This window comes from Achromobacter sp. NPDC058515 (assembly GCF_042721735.1).
Taxonomy (GTDB): domain Bacteria; phylum Pseudomonadota; class Gammaproteobacteria; order Burkholderiales; family Burkholderiaceae_B; genus Achromobacter.
On the sequence record NZ_JBHXNI010000015.1, the window covers coordinates 52819 to 71687 of the forward strand.

At 63.4% G+C, this 18869-nt stretch carries 11 protein-coding genes and 1 tRNA gene; 6 read left to right on the forward strand and 6 right to left on the reverse strand.

From position 1 onward, the window contains the following. The first annotated feature begins 4 nt into the window (after positions 1–4). The 3 genes from ACFWP0_RS23015 (at position 5) to ACFWP0_RS23025 (ending at position 2072) form a co-directional block, all read left to right on the forward strand. Positions 5–802, forward strand: a complete 798-nt coding sequence (locus tag ACFWP0_RS23015) for a MetQ/NlpA family ABC transporter substrate-binding protein (protein WP_377845995.1) — start codon at positions 5–7, stop codon at positions 800–802. A gap of 135 nt (positions 803–937) precedes the next feature. Next, positions 938–1013: transfer RNA gene (locus ACFWP0_RS23020), tRNA-Lys, on the forward strand. 360 nt (positions 1014–1373) lie between these two features. Then, entirely contained in the window at positions 1374–2072 is a 699-nt protein-coding gene (locus ACFWP0_RS23025; RefSeq protein WP_377845997.1) for a hypothetical protein, read from the forward strand. Here ACFWP0_RS23025 and ACFWP0_RS23030 read toward each other — a convergent pair. Both ACFWP0_RS23030 and ACFWP0_RS23035 read right to left on the reverse strand, forming a co-directional pair. Then, positions 2053–2469 carry a helix-turn-helix domain-containing protein gene (locus ACFWP0_RS23030; protein WP_377845999.1) on the reverse strand — a complete coding sequence of 139 codons (417 nt, stop codon included), beginning with the start codon at positions 2467–2469 and terminating at the stop codon, positions 2053–2055. The two genes, ACFWP0_RS23025 and ACFWP0_RS23030, sit on opposite strands and share 20 nt — an antisense overlap. Positions 2470–2674: 205 nt before the next feature. Next, entirely contained in the window at positions 2675–3562 is an 888-nt protein-coding gene (locus tag ACFWP0_RS23035) for an EAL domain-containing protein (protein ID WP_377846001.1), read from the reverse strand. A 321-nt stretch (positions 3563–3883) separates the two neighbouring features. Between ACFWP0_RS23035 and tviB the strand changes: the two genes are divergently transcribed. After that, positions 3884–5164, forward strand: a complete 1281-nt coding sequence (gene tviB / locus ACFWP0_RS23040) for a Vi polysaccharide biosynthesis UDP-N-acetylglucosamine C-6 dehydrogenase TviB (RefSeq protein ID WP_377846003.1) — start codon at positions 3884–3886, stop codon at positions 5162–5164. Positions 5165–5170: 6 nt separating this feature from the next. On the opposite strand, the gene ACFWP0_RS23045 is transcribed toward tviB, so the two are convergent. The 4 genes from ACFWP0_RS23045 to ACFWP0_RS23060 form a co-directional block, all read right to left on the reverse strand. After that, positions 5171–5854 (reverse strand): Hpt domain-containing protein, encoded by a 684-nt coding sequence (locus ACFWP0_RS23045; RefSeq protein WP_377846005.1) that lies wholly within the window; start codon positions 5852–5854, stop codon positions 5171–5173. Positions 5855–5879: 25 nt separating this feature from the next. Then, positions 5880–6512, reverse strand: a complete 633-nt coding sequence (locus ACFWP0_RS23050) for a response regulator (RefSeq protein WP_377846007.1) — start codon at positions 6510–6512, stop codon at positions 5880–5882. A 178-nt stretch (positions 6513–6690) separates the two neighbouring features. Next, positions 6691–11793, reverse strand: coding sequence for an Ig-like domain-containing protein (locus ACFWP0_RS23055; protein ID WP_377846008.1), 5103 nt, complete (start codon positions 11791–11793; stop codon positions 6691–6693). 262 nt (positions 11794–12055) lie between these two features. After that, positions 12056–15322 carry an ATP-binding protein gene (locus tag ACFWP0_RS23060; protein WP_377846010.1) on the reverse strand — a complete coding sequence of 1089 codons (3267 nt, stop codon included), beginning with the start codon at positions 15320–15322 and terminating at the stop codon, positions 12056–12058. A gap of 303 nt (positions 15323–15625) precedes the next feature. Here ACFWP0_RS23060 and ACFWP0_RS23065 point away from each other — a divergent pair, with 303 nt between their 5' ends. Further along, complete coding sequence (locus tag ACFWP0_RS23065; protein WP_377846012.1) at positions 15626–16258, forward strand: response regulator; 633 nt, start codon at positions 15626–15628, stop codon at positions 16256–16258. A 388-nt stretch (positions 16259–16646) separates the two neighbouring features. Beyond that, a partial coding sequence (locus tag ACFWP0_RS23070; protein WP_377846014.1) for an Ig-like domain-containing protein occupies positions 16647–18869 on the forward strand: 2223 nt, incomplete at its 3' end.

Genomic DNA, 18869 nt, shown 5'->3' on the forward strand with positions numbered 1-18869 from the left:
CAACATGAGCATCAAGGTTTTGAAGTCGCTGGCCGCGTTCGCCCTGGGCGCCGCCGTTTTCGCCCAGCCCGCGCTGGCTCAGGACAAGCCGCTGAAGATCGGCGTCACCGCCGGCCCGCACGCCCAGATCTTTGATGTGGTCAAGGCCGAAGCCGCCAAGCAGGGCCTGAACATCCAGGTCATCGAATTCACCGACTACGTGCAGCCCAACGTGGCGCTGGCCTCCGGCGACCTGGACGTCAACAGCTACCAGCACCAGCCCTACCTGGACAACGCCAACGCCGACCGCGGCTACAAGCTGGTCAGCATCGCCAAGACCGTGATCTTCCCCATCGGCATCTACAGCAAGAAGATCAAGTCCCTGTCGGAACTGAAGGAAGGCGCCCGCATCGCGCTGCCGAACGACCCGACCAACGGCGGCCGCGCCTTGTTGCTGCTGCAAGCCAATGGCCTGATCAAGCTGCGTCCGGAAGCCGGCCTGAAGGCCACGCCGATCGACGTGATCGAGAACCCGAAGAAGCTGCGCTTCATCGAGCTGGACGCCGCCCAGCTGCCGCGTTCGTTGGATGACACCGACGCCTCGGCCGTGAACACCAACTTCGCGCTGGAAGCCGGCCTGAATCCCGCCAAGGACGCCATCGCCCAGGAATCGCCGGACTCGCCGTACGCCAACGTGCTGGTCGTGCGCGAGAAGGACAAGGACCGCCCCGAGTTCGCCAAGCTGATCAGCATCTATCACAGCCCGGCCGTGAAGCAATTCATCGAAACCAAGTACAAGGGCGCCGTGGTGGCCGCCTGGTAAATCCAGGTTCCATCACGCCCGGGAACGGCCGCCGCAAGCGGCCGTTTTCTTTTGCGCGGCAAAGGACAAGGATGTGACAGGCGAGTCATTTTTTGACAAAGCCTTGGAAATCCGCCATAATTTCTGGCTTCGGTCGGGTTGTTAGCTCAGTCGGTAGAGCAGCGGACTTTTAATCCGTTGGTCGCGAGTTCGAGTCTCGCACAACCCACCACTTCCTCATTCGAAGCAGAGACCGCACCCGCCAAGGGTCGTCGCGCTCTGCTCTCATCAAGTGCCGCGTCCTGTAGGGCGCCCGCCCAAGCTTGCGTCGCCCACGGCGACCGATGCGCGTAATTCCGGTCATAGCAACCGCCCGCGTATCGCAAGCGCTTCGACATCCTCAAAAACAACCCTGCCTGAATCCGCCACGCCGCGCACGCATCGCGAATGCGTGGCGCGCAGCCTTGTCCGCTTGCGGCCGGAACACCGTGAGTGCGCACTCACGCCGGGCAGGCGCAATTTCTGATTGCGTGGCATGGGAAAAGAGCATTAAATAATTCGGACCAGTCAGAAGAAATACTTAAAGGAACATATGATGTGGTCCGAAAAAGTAAAACTTCTCATGCTCTTTCCCAGGCTTCTTATTGGCTTGCTGGCGCTAGGCGGCTGCGCTACCGGCAATTACGACAACAGCCAGGAAGCGCATAAGTTTGTTCAGCCGGTTACGGATAAAAAGAATAACCCCTCCCTGATGTCCATGGGGACCGTGACGCCGGTTTCTCCCCGCTTTGCGCTGACAAACATCCACGTCGTCAAGGCATCCAACAGGCTCAAGGCTGTTTCCACCCATCCGCATTGCGACATCGCGCTGGTTGAATACGACAGCTCGCTCACAGGCAAGCAACAGTTTCGCAGCCCCTCGAAAGGCGAGCAAATCCGTTATTTCGGGTACAGCTCGTTCATGACGCAGCCCAAGGAATCGCGTGGCCTTGCCATAATCAAGACGCGGCTGCGGGAGGAATACAGCAAGCCGCAGTGCGTCATGTATGCGTCAGACGCCGGCGTGATTGTCGGCATGTCGGGCGGAGCGGTATACAACACGAAAGACATGACGCTGGGCGGCATCATCACGGGTTTTGTCAGCAGGGTTTCGGATATCGGCGGCCGCACCGTGCTCGATACCCCATCGGTATTCATTCCCTACGAAAGCTTCAAGGACTGGCTCAACGCCGCGCTTGCGGCGGCGGAAGCAGGGCGGGCCGGGCCGGTCTTCAGCGCAAGTGCGCGGTAATTGTCTCCGGGCGATTCAATCGCGCCAGGAGTTCCGCTTTCAGCAGCTGAGAAGCGTCCAGGCCCAGCGCCTTGGCCAGCGGTTCAACCGTCCATTCACACAAGGCTACCTCGCCGCCGTCCAGGGCCATCAGCGTCGCGATAGGCATCCGCGTGCGCTGTTGCACCGCGCGCATCGACAGGCCCTGATGGGTGCGCCAGGCGCGGAACGCGCTGATGTGGCGGTGGACGATAAGCGTCTGTACCGGTTCGGGCAATGCCTGATCACGATTGCGTATCGGATGCGCGAAGGACGACGTGAGGGCCGCCGTCCTTCTTGGGGGGATAGGAGTGAGGCCGATGTGGGCCAGGGGGCGGGGAGACAGTGCGCGCAAGCTATGTTGCATGATGGCTTCCATAGGAATATGGAGACGGGAAAAGTACTCGCGGCGACGCGAGCCGCGCTGCGTATCAGGCAGGCATTGCCGCTCTTGCCGCATAAGCCCGCAGCGGGGGGCTTGTTGGCTTATGTGGGGTAAATACAGCATGCCAGCAGATTTCGTCGCGAGGCAGAGGAGTTTTCCTACACGCCATGATGAATTGTCCGAAGCGTGGATGTCCGATCTATCCACGCAAGGGCGAGACCTTAGGCCGGGCGCAGCCGAGCGCCGGAAGAGCGGGCGTAGGGATCGTCCGACAAGGATGGAAGGGACTGGCCAGCCTGCTTCCCAGCTGGGCCATCAACGCTTGCAGCGGCATCGGCCGGCCCAGTAAGAATCCCTGTCCGTGCCGGCAACCCAGCGCGCGGAGCATCTGCAGAACCGCGCCGGAGGAGACCCCTTCAGCGACGACGCGCCAGCCCATCTGTTCTCCAAGCGACAACACAAAGCGCACAGACTCTCGCGCGACGCGGCTGTCCGCCATGCGCCAGACCAGGCCGCGGTCCAGTTTGACCTCATCGACGGTCAGGCCGGCCAGCATGCTCAGGTTGGCGTGGCCCGCGCCAAAGTCGTCGAGCGCGACTTCGCAGCCGGACCTGCGAAGTTCGGTCAGCGCGGCGTTAAGGGCGGGCAGATCCAGCACCGGCGATTCTTCGGTCAGTTCCACGCGCAGGCGCGACAACTCCACCGCCTGGCGCGAGGTCTCTTCGAGCAGAAACGCGAGGCTGTGAGGATCGGCCAGGGTGTCGGCGCAAGCATTTATGGCGATAGGCACGGAGACATTGGCATCCAGCAGCGTTCGCGCCGCGCAAACAGCGAGTGCGACGACCCGCTCGAACAGCTCGCGTTGCCGGCGCAAGCGGTGAACTGCAGGGATGAACAGGGCTGGGGATATGTTCCCTATCGTGGGATGGCGCCATCGCGCGAGCGCCTCGACCGAATCGATTGCCCCCGTCCATAAGTTCACTTGCGGCTGAAACTCCAGATGGAGTTGCGAGCTGTCCTGCAGCATCCCGTCGACGTCGCTCGCGTTGATCGGAGGGCTTGGGGCGTAACAGGCCGAAGATGTCACGGCGGCATTCCTTGGCATGGGTAGGTCGTAGGCTGCGGTCGAGTCTATCCATCCGGAAGGCCATCACGCGTAGGATTTTTCATATTGGAGCAGGCGCGCCGCAAGGTCTGCGTCCTGGCGCAACTTCGGAACCTTCATACGAATTGCCATGCGCGCGTCCATTATCTTGATCGCGATTCCCGCACGAATGTCCTGCGCCCGTGAAGCCCCGGTCCTCCGCCTTTGCCGGGACATTCCGCCCACATGCCCTCTCTGCGTTGCGGCGTCATGTGCGGTCAATCAGCGCTGATTTTCTTGAACTAATTGCAATACGGATTTCGCATGATGGATGAATACAGTAACGCCACCTTGGCCGTGATCGGCCTGGGGTATGTGGGCCTGCCGCTGGCGGTCGAATTTGGCAAGAAAAGGACGGTGATCGGTTTTGATATCAACGCGTCCCGGATCGATGCGCTGCAGTCGGGCCACGACGCGACGCTGGAGGTCGACAGTGCCGAGCTGGTCGAAGCCAGGAAACTGAGCTTCACCTGCGATCGCAATCAGCTGGCTCGCGCGCGTATCTTTATCGTCACGGTGCCGACCCCCATCGACGATTTCAAGCAGCCGGACCTCACTCCGCTCTATGCGGCCAGCCATAGCATCGGCGCGGTTCTCAAGCGAGGCGACATCGTTATCTATGAATCCACCGTCTATCCGGGAGCCACCGAGGAAGAGTGCGTGCCCATCCTGGAGCGCGAGTCAGGCCTGCGCTTTAACGTGGACTTCTTTGCCGGCTATAGCCCGGAACGCATCAATCCCGGGGACAAGGAACACCGTGTCGCGACCATCAAGAAAGTGACGTCGGGATCCACGCCGGAGATTGCGGATGTGATCGACCGGCTGTATGGAGAGATCATCGTCGCCGGCACGCACAAGGCGGCAAGCATCCGGGTAGCCGAGGCGGCAAAGGTCATCGAGAATACGCAGCGCGACGTCAATATCGCGCTCATCAACGAGTTCTCCATGATATTTAGCAGACTGGGACTGGATACCGAAGCGGTGCTTGCGGCAGCGGGCACGAAATGGAATTTCCTGCCCTTCAGGCCTGGCCTGGTCGGCGGGCACTGCATCGGCGTGGACCCGTATTACCTGACGCACAAGGCCCAGTCGGTGGGCTACCACCCCGAGATCATCCTGGCCGGGCGCAGGCTGAATGACTCAATGGGCGGGTACGTCGCTTCGCAGCTGGTAAAGGCCATGACAAGGCAGCGCATTCATGTGCAGGGCGCGCGCGTGCTGATCCTGGGCCTGGCGTTCAAGGAAAACTGCCCGGACCTGAGGAACACCAAGGTGGTGGACATCATCAATGAGCTGAGCGATTACCACGTGCGCGTCGACGTCCACGACCCGTGGGTCGATCCCCGTGAAGTCCAGTCGGAATTCGGCTTTTCGCTGACCGCCGCGCCCGGCTGCCAGGATTACGACGCCGTCGTCCTGGCCGTTTCCCATCGGGATTTCGTCAAGATGGGGCCGGATGCCATCCGCGGTTTCGGGAAGTCGAACCACGTGTTCTTCGATCTCAAGAGCCTGTTCCCCGTCGAGGCGTCCGACCTCAGGCTTTAAGGCAGGTCAGCACGCGCGCCGGAGTTTTTGCAGCTCGGCGCACAGCCGGCGCACCGCCGGCTCGAACAGCGCGTTCAGCCGTGTGAAGTCGGCGGTGGCCCCATTGAGGATGGAAAATTCAACGCGCTCGCATACGCGAGCCAGCGATACGCAGCCCGCCATGCGGATCGTCCCCTTGAGGCGGTGCGCGAGCGATCCGGCCGCCACCCAGTTCTTCTGGGCGCAAAGGGCGCGGTAGCTTGCCAAGTCGGCTACGCCTGAGCAGAGCAGGCTGTCGACAAGCCTGGCCACCACGGCGGCGTCGCCGTTGACCAGGCCATGCAGCGTGCGCGAAATCGAAGCGCATTCGGCGTCCGCCGGCAAGGCATAGCCCGAGTCCAGCAGCGCAGTTAATAGGGCGCCCTCGGTTGCGGCAGGCAGCACGATCGCGCCCGGGCGCGCAACCCACGCGCGGGCAGCAGCCGAGATTCTCAAGTGGACGGGCGCCGCATTGATGGGCCCGGGCAAGTAGCCCGCCGGCACGTCCGGCGCATCCTCATCCCACAGGACCACGCGAGGCACCCTGCAGAGGCTGGATGGCGCCGCGGCGTCCGCGTAGGTCTCCACCACGAGGCCCAGCCCTTCCAGGCGGGCTCCAAGCTCCCTGAGCCGCGCGGGGCGGCGAGCGATGACGACGGCCAGATCCATCATGTGGCGCCTGCGCGGGTGGGGCGGGTCATGGAGCGATATGGCATTGGCGGGCAAAGTCGATCAATTCGACCAGCGTCTGCACCCCCAGCTTGCCCATGATCCGCGTCTTGTGTGTGCTGACCGTCTTGTTGCTGATGAACAGCGCGTCGCCGATCTCTTTATTCGACATGCCGCGGACCAGCATCTGCATGACCACGATCTGCTTGTCGGACAGCCGCTCAAGGCGGTGCGCATTTTGGGTGACGCGCTCCTGGCTTGGCGCATACGCGCTGGCGATATTCGGAAAGACGGTATATCCGGTCAGGATGGCCTCAACGCTGCGGGTGATCTCCGATATTTCCTGCGCCTTGCTCACGTAGCCGTTGGCGCCGGCGGTCTTGACGCGCGGCGCGAATGCCACCTGGTCCTGGCCTGACAAGACCAGGATGCGGGTGTCCGGCCGGATCGCCCGGATACGCGGGATGACGTCCAGGCCGTTGAGCTTCGGTATGTCTATGTCAAGGATGACCAGGCCGGGGCTGGAATCCTTGACGGACTGTATGGCGGACTGCCCGTTGTCGGCTTCCAGGATGCGGTTGATGCCGAGAACTTGCGAAAGGTGCGTCTTGAGCACCAGGCGCATGGCAGGGTGATCGTCGACGATGAGTACGGTAGTCAAGTGCGTTCCTCTCTATAGAAATTGCTGGTCTGCCCCGTGACGGCGCTATCTAGCCGAAGGCCGGAAGCCCGGCAGCTTCCTGGAAAGGCACAAGGCGCCGAACCGGCACGATTCACCGGTTCGGCGCCATGGCTTGCGTTGCCTCAAGGCTGGATGGGTTATCCCCTTGGAAGCAGGCCTAGACCATGGTTACGGCAACGCCTTGCTCGACAAGCAGATCGGCATCCACGGCGCTGTGGCGATATACCTCGTAGGTCATGCCCGCGACGATGATGGAGCCCAGGTCTTCCCAGTCGCCCACGTCCAGGCCGTTGGGCAGCAGGTCGTCGAGCTCCACCTTGTCGCCGGCATTGCCCTTGACGACCATCTGCATCGTTGGCTCATTGACGAACAAGCCGCGGGCGCCCTGGTCCAGCACGTCGCTGAGCGACAGCTTCAAGGTGTTGTTGCCGGTGCCGGTGAGGTCGATGATCTCGACGGAACTCAAGCGGCCCTGCCAGGTCGTCAGGTCCAGCACCTGGTTCGCGCCTTCGAGCTTGAGCGTGTCCTTGCCCGGGTGCTCAAGGCTGCTGGTCAGGCCGCCTTCGATCAGCTTGACGTTTTGCAGGTCGCTGACGTTGTTGACGATGAAGAGGTTGTCGTGGCCCGAGCCGTAGACTTCCGAGACATCGCCTTTCACGACCTGATTCACGCTGGGCGCGGCGCCGGTATCGGCATACGCGGACATGTTGCCCGACTGGTCCACGATGGCGGCGCTGGGAGCGGACGCCTGCCCGATCTCCAGCCTGGCCTGGCCGGCGGCGATGTCGGCGGCGGTCAGCGTGTACTCGAACTTGCTCGCGCCGCCGTCCGCCACGACCGCGATACGGTCGCCGGCGGAGACGTTGGCCGAGTCGAATCCGACCAGCAGCTCGCCACCCTGGACGCTGACCGAGGTCGGCGCCTTGGGGGTGTACTGTGCGCCAGGCGGGTTGAGCGTGACGTTCTGGCTCATCACATAGCCCTGTTCGCCAGGGCCGGTCACGCGCGTCTGGATGGTCCAGCTGCTCTTGTGGGCATTGTTGTCCTGCGCGACCCAGCTCAGGCCGTTCACGAAGGCGTCAACCCAGGTCTGTCCGCCGTCGGTGGAAACCTGAAGCGCCTGCCCGGCCGTCAGCGCGCCGCTCAGTTCGCCTTGCATCAAGCGCCCCGTGCCGCCGTTGTTGGTCAGGAAGTCTTCGCCGTCGTGGCCCGAATCCTTGCCCATCGAGAACACGTAAGCCACCGGCACGGGCGACAGGATGAGTTCGAAGGGTTCGGACCTTTCACTGTGGTGGCCCGCCGCGTCCCTGGCCGACACGCTCAAATTCTGCGGGCCGTAAGCCAGCGGCGGGTTGGGCGTGAAGCCCCATGCGCCATCACCGCCCGCAGTGACCCGGCCAATCTCCTGGTCATTGCTGTAGATGATGACCGTGCTGCCCGCCACCGCCTGCCCAGACAAGGAGGGCGTCGTGTCGTCGGTCACATCGCCCGACTCAAGATCCACATGCCGCGCGCCCGCATTGTCGTAAACGCGATCGATTGTCGGCGTTTCGAGCAGGAAGGTGACGGCCCACGGCTCGGACGGCTCGCTCGTGTTCCCGGCGGCGTCGGTAGCGTCGACAGTCAGTTCGTACTCGCCTTCATCCCAGTCCTGCTGAGGCGTGAATTCCCATTTTCCGTTCTGGTCGGCGATCGCCTCGCCGATCTCTACGCCGTTGTTGTAGAGCTTGACCGTAGTGCCGGCTTCGGCCGAGCCGCGAATCACCGGGGTGGTGTCATTGGTGGCCCCGCCGTTGCCGACCGGAATCTCGTTGGCGCCTTCATTGTTGTACAGGCCGTCGATGCTGGGCTTGACTGGCGGCGTCGTGTCGACCGTGATCCGCCACGGCTCGGAGGCCTCCGAGAGGTTGCCGGCCGGATCCTCGAACACGATGGTCAGAGAGTGCAGGCCCTCGGCGAACGGCGTGTCGGGCGTGAAGCTCCAGGTGCCGTCCTGCTGGACGACGACCGGAGGCTGCAGCAGCGCGCTGCCGTCGTAGACATGGACCGTATTGCCGGGTGCGCCTTCGCCCTTGAGCGTGGGGCGGGTATCGTCGGTGACGCCGTTCTCTTCGACCTGGCCCTGGATGTCGCCTACGTCGTCGATGACTTCATGGATGCCGTCGCCGCCAACCTCGGGCTTCTCCGGCTTGGTGATGTCGATGACGACGGTCCATGCCTCGGACGGATCGCTCACGTTGCCGGCGGGGTCGGTGGCGGTGGCCGTCAGTTCATGGCTGCCTTCCGGCCAGGCCTGCGCAGGCGTGAATTCCCAGTTGCCGTCCTGGCCGGCCGTGGCCTGGCCGATCTCCAGGGAACCGCGGTAGATCGTGACGGTGGCGCCGGCTTCGGCTGTGCCGCGGATCACCGGCGTGGTGTCGTTGGTCGAACCGCCTTCGCTGATCGAAATCTCGTTGGCGCCTTCGTTGTTGTACACGCCGGCGATGCGGGGCAGGGCGGGCGCCTCGGTGTCGACCGTGATCCGCCACGGTTCGGAGGCGTCCGACCGGTTGCCGGCCGGGTCCTCGAACACGATGGTCAGAGAGTGCAGGCCTTCGGCGAACGGCGTGTCGGGCGTGAAGCTCCAGGTGCCGTCCTGCTGGACGACGACCGGAGGCTGCAGCAGCACGCTGCCGTCGTAGACATGGACCGTATTGCCCGGCTCTCCCTTGCCCTTGAGCGTGGGACGGGTATCGTCGGTGACGCCGTTCTCTTCGACCTGGCCCTGGACGTCGCCCACGTCGTCGATGACTTCATGGATGCCGTCGCCGCCGACCTCGGGCTTCTCCGGCTTGGTGATGTCGATGACGACGGTCCACGCTTCGGACGGATCGCTCACGTTGCCGGCGGGGTCGGTGGCGGTGGCCGTCAGTTCATGGCTGCCTTCCGGCCAGGCCTGCGTGGGCGTGAATTCCCAGTTGCCGTCCTGGCCGGCCGTGGCCTGGCCGATCTCCAGGGAACCGCGGTAGATCGTGACGGTGGCGCCGGCTTCGGCCGTGCCGCGGATCACCGGCGTGGTGTCGTTGGTCGAGCCGCCTTCGCTGATCGAAATCTCGTCGGCGCCTTCGTTGTTGTACACGCCGGCGATGCGGGGCAGGGCGGGCGCCTCGGTGTCGACCGTGATCCGCCACGGCTCGGAGGCGTCCGACCGGTTGCCGGCCGGGTCCTCGAACACGATGGTCAGAGAGTGCAGGCCCTCGGCGAACGGCGTGTCGGGCGTGAAGCTCCAGGAGCCGTTCTGCTGGACGACGACCGGAGGCTGCAGCAGCACGCTGCCGTCGTAGACATGGACCGTATTGCCGGGTGCGCCTTCGCCCTTGAGCGTGGGGCGGGTATCGTCGGTGACGCCGTTCTCTTCGACCTGGCCCTGGACGTCGCCGACGTCGTCGATGACTTCATGGATGCCGTCGCCGCCGACCTCGGGCTTCTCCGGTTTGGTGATGTCGATGACGACGGTCCATGCCTCGGACGGATCGCTCACGTTGCCGGCGGTGTCGGTGGACTTGACCGTCAGTTCATAGCTGCCTTCCTGCCAGGCTTGCGCGGGCGTGAATTCCCACTTGCCGTCCGGGCCAGCCGTGACCTGGCCGATCCCCAGGTTGTCTCGGTAGATCGCTACCGTGGCGCCCGCTTCGGCTGTGCCGCGGACCACCGGCGTGGTGTCGTTGGTCGAGCCGCCCTCGGGGATCGAAATCTCGCCGGCGCCTTCGTTGTTGAAGACACCTTCAATCGCCGGCTTTACAGGCTGCGTCACGTCGATCGTGAGGTTCCACGGGTCGGAGCGGTCGCTGACGTTGCCCACGTGGTCCGTGGCGGTCACGATCAGTTCGTAGTCGCCTTCCTGCCAGGCCTGCGCGGGCGTGAATTCCCACTTGCCGTCCGGGCCGGCCGTGACCTGGGCGATCTCGCCGCCGTCGCGATAGAGCGTGACGGTTGCGCCCGCTTCGGCCGAACCGCGGATCACCGGCGTCGTATCGTTGGTGGAACCGCCCGGGGAAACCGGGATTTCGTCGGCGCCTTCGTTATTGAATACGCCGTCGATGCTCGGCTTCACGGGCTGCGTCGCGTCGACAATGATCTTGTGCGAAGTCGATCGCAGGCCGGTATTGCCGGAATAGTCGATGGCCCTGACCGAGAGCACATATTCGCCGTCGGGCAGCGGAGACAGCGGCGTGAACTCCCACTTTCCGTCCATGTCGACAAAGGACGCGCCGACGCTCTGCGTGCCGTTGTGGAATATCTGGATCATGCAGCCGGGCTCGGCGGTGCCGCGCACGATGGGCGTATTGTCCCGCGTAGCCGTGCCATTGGCGACCGGCGTATTGACGGCGCCGTTGTCCGCGACGACCTCAAGGAGTGTCGGCCTGCTCGGCGCGACCGTATCCAGGATCAGTTGGAACCCGTCGGTCTGCTTGCCGCTCGCCTTGTCGCGCGCATAAAAGGTGTGCCCGCCTTCCGTCAAGGGAATCTTGGGCTCGAAACGCCAGGCCCCGGCATTGTCGACCAGCGCTTCACCAATGACGTTATTGCCGTCCACGATTTGCACCCAGGTTCCCGGCTGGCCAGTGCCGAAAATTCCGGGAAGATTGTCGTCGGTGACGGCTCCCGAGTTCTCCATGATGCGACCCGTACCGACCCTGTCCACAATGCCGGCGAGGCTCAAGACAGCGTTCACCGCCAATGGCGCCGCCGCCGCATCCGCGGCGGGGCCGGCATCGGCGTAGTCGGCCGCGACGGCAGGCTGGGGATGACTGGGGCTGTTGTCATCCGCGGCATTGTCGATTCGCGCAGCTTGATTGAATGCGCTCAGCGCCGCGGCTTCGGGCTGCCGTTCAACGGGGCCCAGGTCCAGCATCGTTGGAGTCACCGGACCCTGCGGCGTATCGGCGGCGGCATTCATGTATTGCCGCGCCTCGTCATTGCGATCCAGGCCGTAGACCGCGCCTTCTTTTTGGAAGAATCCGTCAATCGCCACGCGGTCGGCTTGCGCCCCGCTTGCGGAGCGCATCGTCATGTACAGGTCGTCCCCGACCCGCTCGGCATGGAAACCGCGCTTCGCGGCGGAACCCGACGTTTCGTCGAACAGGTACTTCGCGCCTTCGTACGCTGGAACGCGCGTCACCCAGCCCGCGCCGACCCGCTTGAAAGACGGAAAGTGCAGCGCGCCTTCCTTTGTCAAAATCGCGAAATTCACATTCTGGTGCAGCGCATCGTTTTTCATATGTAGATAAAACCTTTGATATCTTGAACAAATGCAAAAAGGACCGGCCTGGCCGTCCAAGCTAGGAAACTCCGGGTGCCTTGATCGAATGGCTCGTGCGGGCAAGAGGCGGATTCTCCGATTGCACGGCGAGCCGGACCTGATCAAGAAAGAGACGTGAGCTCAACGATCTTACGTACGCCCGCGACAAGGAACCATCTGACAAAAACGAATGTTCTTGCGTAGCGCTCGGACTATTCGATCTTGCGCGGGGCGTAGAGGGCTATTCGGCAATCGCGTCCGCCTCTTCATCGAAATTGTGGGAATGCGGAGGGGGTTGCAGGACGATCTCCGATATCCGGCGGCAGAGTGTCTCGATGCGCTCGGCATTGGGCGGCAGCCCGGCCTGAAGCAGGGCGCCTTCGATTTCCGCGCAATGCTGCGCCATATCATGCAAGCGGAATACGCCGAGCGTTCCTGCCAGGATATGCAGCTGCCTGCACAGGCTGTCGACATCGGCCCCTTGCATTGCCCGCCGTATGGCGAGCAGCGAAGCCTGGCACGACACCTTGAAGGTGGCCTTCACGTCATCGGGCAGTTCACGGCCGTCCAGCAGGCCTTCCTTCACGGGCGCGGCGCGTTCAAGGCCTGGCGCGCCTACCGCCATCGACAAGGCTTGCGCCAGGTCTCCCAGCAGCAAGGGCTTGTGCAGCACGCCAGCCATTCCGACCGCCTGGCAGCGCGCCTGCGCCTGCGGCGTGACGTGAGCCGTAACCGCCATGATCGGCATGCCCGGCCGGCGTTCGCGCGCGCGTTGCGCCAGCTCATAGCCATCTATCTTGGGCAAGGACAAATCCGTCAGCATCACGTCGAACTCGTTGTGCTCCAGGCAAGACAGCGCCTCTTCGCCGTCTTCGGCCAACGTCGCCTCGCAGCCCAGCAGCGTCAGTTGTTCCTGGAACAGATGGCGGTTCGCGACGTTGTCCTCGACCACCAGGACGCGCAAACGGTACGCCAGGATCGTGTTTTCCTCGCTCTTGCGCGGCAGCGGCTCCGCTTGCAGGGCATAGCGCAACGCGGTCGCCAAGCCCTTCAATCCGTACACCGAAACGCTCAGCAACCGGCCGGCGACCGCCAGCTGGCTCGGGCCTTCCACGCCGCAATCGACGACCCATGACGCCTCTTCCAGCAGATGGTTCTCATCGTCCGCATGCCAGGTCCGCCGTTCTCCCCAGATGATCAGCGCCGCCGCCCCGCGCAATGCTCCCAGGCCGATATGCTTCGGATGGCGATAGGTATCCACCTTCAGCCCCCAGGCCTGCAAGGCGCGGCGAACATAGGCCTGTCTGGCGCTTTGCTCCGCCACCAGCAGCACCTCTTCGCCGGCAAAGCGCGGCATGTCCCTGCCTGCCTTGCACTCGCCCATGGGCAGCTCAAGCACAAAGCGGCTGCCCTTGCCGGGTTCGCTGGATGCGGTCAGCGTGCCGTTCATGGCTCGCGCAAGGCGCGAGCACAGCGCCAGGCCCAGGCCGGTTCCGCCATAGCGCCTGTTGATCGTTGCATCGGCCTGGCTGAACGCGCGAAACAAACTCGACACGTAGTCGGGCGACATGCCTATTCCGGAGTCTTCGACCTCAATGCGCAGGCGACGCGCGGATTCGTCGACATCCAGCCGCAAGGCCACCTGCCCGGACTGGGTGAACTTGATCGCGTTCGACAGCAGGTTGTTGATGAGTTGTCCCAGCCGCGTGGGGTCTCCCTTCATGGGCTGGCGCGCGGCCTCGCCCAGTTCCGCCGACAACGCCAGGTCCTTGGCGCGCGCCAGCGGAGCAAACACCATCAATGCGCGCGCGGCCACTTCCTGCACATCGAACTCGATTTCTTCCAGGTTCAGCTCGCCGGCCTCGATCTTCGAAAAATCCAGCACGTCGTTCACGATCGCCAGCAGGCCGTCCGACGATGTCCGGATGGTGCCCAGGCGGTCGCGCTGGGCAACGTTAAGGGGCGACCGCGCCAGCAATTCCAGATTGCCGAGGATCGCATTGAGCGGGGTGCGTATCTCGTGGCTGATCGCCGCCAGGAACGCGGACTTCGCCACATTGGCGGAATCCGCCGCCTGCTTGGCTTCGCGCAACTGGTGCTCAAGGCGCTTCTTGGCCGTGATGTCGGAGAACGCCGTCATCAATACATCGCGCCCCTGGTAGCGCGCGCGCACCGAACTGACCGACAGGTCCACCACCGAACCGTCATGGGACTGAACGCTCAAGTCCTCCTGGAATGCGCCGCGCCGCCAGAAGGTGTCCCCGCGCGCCAAGCGCTGCTGGTGGCGCTTCACCAGCTCTTCTTCAAGGGTAGGCGCCCCGGCGACCATGCGGTCCGCCAGCTCGGCCATCGACGGGCTGCGCAGCAGCGGCTGGCACGTATCCACGGCGATCAGCCCGAGTCCGACGGGCGTCGTCTCGATCAACACGCGGCTGAGGCGCTCGCTTTCGAACACCCTGCGCGATGTTTCCAGCAAGGGACGAAGCACCTTGATCTTGAAGTAGATCAGCAAGAACCAGATCAGCGCCAGCGTCGCCAGCACCATCCCGGTTCCCACGCCGACCTGCCGGCCCACGGCAGCCCAGATATCGCTCAGGGGATGAACATAGACCAGGATCCAGCCGGTCGCCCCGAGTTTTTGCGCGACGACGAAGTGGCCGCCTTGATAGCGTTCGACCCGATTCATCCCCGGGATGTGCGCGATGTCCCATAGCCACGCCGCATCGCCGTGCCCATGGGCGTCGCCGCGGCGATTCGTCGCGGCAATGATCTCGCCCTCCGGGGATAGCACCACGTAGGCGCCATTGCCGCTTACTGCGCCCGTCAACGGCTCGACCAGCGACTCGGGGTCATGCTCCATGACCAGGGCAGCGAACGGCACGCCGTCGTCCGCGATGGCGCCTGCTATCCCGAGCGACGATTTTCCGGTCAGGGGATCGGCCTTCGGCGCAAGCCAGTACAACGGCGCACGCTCGCCGATTCGTTCCGCGCTTGCCTGCAGAAGGCGATGGTCGACCCTTTGCTTGATGGCGCTTATGTAGAAGTCGCGCCTGGCTTTCAATGGCGTCCGCTGCGCCTGCGCCGGCGCCGGAATCACGCCGGCGATGTCGTGTTGAAGGCTGTACAGGTACGCGGGAAAATCCTTGCGAGGCGCCATCGCATCCACTCGCGCCGTGCGTCCCCACTGGATCGCCAGGCAGAGAAAGCGAAGCTCGCCGTCCTCGGGCCCATGCTCCCCGGCGCCGAACACCCATTGCGGCAAGAACGCGGACGACGGCTGCAGCAGGAGTTCCCGATCCTGCTGGTATTGCTCGGCGTCGGTCCAATCGCACGCCTGCTCTTCTCGCCAGATCGACTCGGCTCCAATCATTGCATTGCGAAAAGCGCTTTCGCGCGCATGCATTTCGCTCAGGACCAGATTGCGGTCCGAGTCGTACACCTGTCCCACCGCCTCGAAATGCTTGCGCACCGTCACGTGCATCTCCGCCACGAACGCAAGAAGAATCATGAACGTCGTGAGCACTCCCCCGCCAAGTATCAGGAGTCGCTGATAGCGGCGGAAGCGAAACAGGACTTTATGTTGAGAATCCGGCATGGCCGCGCACGAACGACCGCAAGCGGCCCCGGGCTGAAATGGAAACAGGGCGATTATGGCCGCGCGCTGCGCGCTCCGGAATTCTGGGATTTAAATTCGTATTTTTATTAGTTTTTTCCCCATGCTTTCGGACTAATACTAATTTTCAAGAACATTTAATCCTCAAATTGTGCGATTCCCACGAACTGATATTTTCCATATCCCCATTCAAGCGCCATGAAAATACGCCTGCTCCTTGCCGACGCTCATCCTGCCCTGCTTGCCGGCGTAAGGCATGAATTGAGCGTGTTGCCCACGCTGGACGTGCTGGGCACGGCGCATGATGTAGACGCATTGATCGACCAACTGCAGCGCGCCACGTTCGATGTTTTGGTCACAGACTACAAATTGCCGCGTGGAAAACTAGGCGACGGCCTGGCGCTGATTTCGTATGTTCGGCGCAACTACCCGGCCCTCAAGATCGTCGTCTTTACCAATCTTGACAATCCTGGCCTGGAACGGGAACTCGGAAAGCTGGGGGTCAAATCCGCGCTGAGCAAGACCGCTCACATGACTTATCTCATCTCGGCGATTCACGCGGCCTATGCGGATTCGGATCGTTTTCAGGCGCGCGAAAATGCATCGCCTCCAGGCCTCACGACGCGTGAGTTCGAGGTTATCCGGCTATATACATCCGGCATGTCCATTAATGAGATTGCCGGCCAGCTGCATCGCGCGAAACAGACGATCAGCAGCCAGAAAAGCAGCGCCATGCGCAAGCTGGGCATCGCGCGCGATGCGGATCTTTTCCGCTATGCCTACGAGACCGACCTCGCCGCAAGCAATCGGCCAGCCTGGCCTGGCCTGTGAGCGATAGGTTGCCGCTCGCGCGTTCGCGGGCATTGCATCGCTGCTGCCTTCCGAGTATCTGATCCACGCTTATTCAAGCCCTTCAGGCGCAGTTGGATCAGCGAGGCGTTCATCAGAAAAACACCGCGCCAAGACAAATTCCCGCGCCGTTCAAATCGTACTTGTCAAAGAGACTTCCCCTACCTTGATGGATATGCTCGTCAAGGATTCTAGCGGCTGAGCCTCGTCAAAACACCCGTTGCGGCCTTCAGCCACGCCAACGATCCATCCGGTTCGTCGCGGCGAAACCTTGTGCATTCACTCATGGCGCACTCCGCAATAGCAATGCTCGACGCGTGGCGCAAACAAACAGCTAAATGCTTATAGCAAGCAAGTGAAAGGAAATAAGATGACAAGCAAGCCAGTCAAGATCCTGGTTGTTCAAGACAATAAAATTCTTCAGGAAGCGGATCTTCGCCAAACGGAGCGCGGTGCGCCGCTGAGGATCAAGGCCGCGCCGAACGGCAAGTTTGTGCTGGCTGACAAGGAAACGGGGTTTGCGCCCGAGAACGTCACGGTCAAGCGCGTCGGCGACGACTTGCATATCAGCCTGGAAGGCACCGAGCTGGAGGAGCCCCAAGTCATCGTCGAGGGGTTTTTCAGCCAGCAGGGCGAACTGGTGGGCATGGCGGAGAACGGCTCCTACTATGACTACGTCTCGTCCGACGCCGATGAAGACGATGCTGTCGCCGTGCTGCAGGATGGCCAGAGCTCCGCGTTGGCGCTGGGCGGCGCGGAACTCATCGGGTTTGGCGACGGGCTGACCCCCGCGTTCTTTTTTGCCCCCTGGCTCGCTGGCGCCGCGCTGGCTGCGGGCGCGGCGGGAGCCGCGGCTGCGGCGCTGGGCAATGGCGGTGGCGAGGAAGGCGCGCCGGTGATCGCTACGCCGGTGCTGGAGCAGGCCATCGACGACTTTGGCCCGACCCAAGGCCCCATTGCGCCGGGCGGCGTCACTGACGATGCCACGCCCACGTTCATGGGCAAGGGACAGGCGCCGGGCAACACCATCATCATCCTGGACAAGGGTGTAGAGATCGGCCAGGTCGTCGTCGACCCGGACGGTTCATGGTCGTTCACGCCCCAGCCGCCGCTGACCGACGGCTCCCACAACATCACCATGGTCGAGCGGACTCCGGGCGGCAATACCAGCCCGCCCTCTGGCGGCTTCGAATTCGAGGTCGACACGGTTCCCCCCGCGCGGCCCCTCATCGGCGGCATGACCGACGATGTGGGCGCGTTCCAGGGGCCGATCGAGAACGGCGGCATCACCGATGACCAGCGTCCCACCATCACGGGTCCGGGAGAACCCGGCGCCACGGTCGCCATCCTCGACAACGGCAGGACCATCGGTGAAACCGTGGTCGATGAAAACGGCAACTGGATCTTTACGCCCGACACGGATCTGGGCAACGGGTCGCACGTGATCACGGTCGTTCTTACCGACCCGGCCGGCAACGCGTCCACGCCTTCCGAGCCGTGGGTCGTGGAGGTGGATTCGCGCATTCCTGAAACGCCGGACCTGGGCAAGGATGGCGTCCTCGAGAACATCATTGACGACGTAGGCGATATCCAGGGGAGCATTCCGCGTGGCGGCGTCACCGACGACACGACGCCCACGCTGAGCGGCAACGGCAGGGCCGGCGACACCATCATCATCCGGGACAAGGGCAACGCCATCGCAGAGGTCGTCGTCAACGAGAACGGCAAGTGGGTGTACACGCCTGCAGCCATGCTGGAAGGCGACCACGGTTTCTCGGTGATCGTGAAGACTCCCGCCGGCCAGTCGTCCAAGCCGTCGGAAGAATGGGCCTTCACCATCGACACCCTCGCCCCGAACCGTCCGAGCATCGACGGCGTGTACGACAACGAGGGCGACATCAAGGGCGAGGTACAGCCGGGCGCCGCCATCGACGACCCGCGTCCGGTCGTGCGCGGCCGCGCCGAGGCTGGCTCGACCGTCAAGCTGTATGACAACGGCAATCTGGTCGGCCAGACCGTGGCCGACAACCAGGGCAACTGGGAAGTGCGGTCCGATGCCTTGCTCCCTGGCTCGCATAGCCTGATGGCCAGGTCGACCGATCCCGCAGGCAACGTTAGCACTCCGTCAGACGCCTTCGATTTCACCCTCATCATCGGCGATGCGCCGGCGGTGCCCGCCATCACCGGCGTGACCGACGACGTGGGCGATTACCAAGGCCCGCTGCAAAAGAACGACCGCACGGACGATGCCCGTCCGGTGGTGCGCGGCACGGCCGAGGTCGGCACCACGATCACCCTCTACAGCAACGGCGAGGAAGTCGGCTCGGCCGAGACCGACGCCAACGGCCAGTGGGTAATCACATTGGCCGCCGACCTGGACGAAGGGCTGAACGAGCTGACCGCCATGGCGACCAACGGCGCCGGCAACTCCAGCCCCGAGACGGGCCCGTACGCCATCGTGCTGGACATCACCAGGCCCGGCAACGCGAGCGACCAGGCGCTGGCCGACGACTTCGGTCCGGTCAAGGGCCCGATCAACAACGGCGACACGACCGACGACAGCCGGCCGACCTTCTCGGGCAAGGCCGAGGCG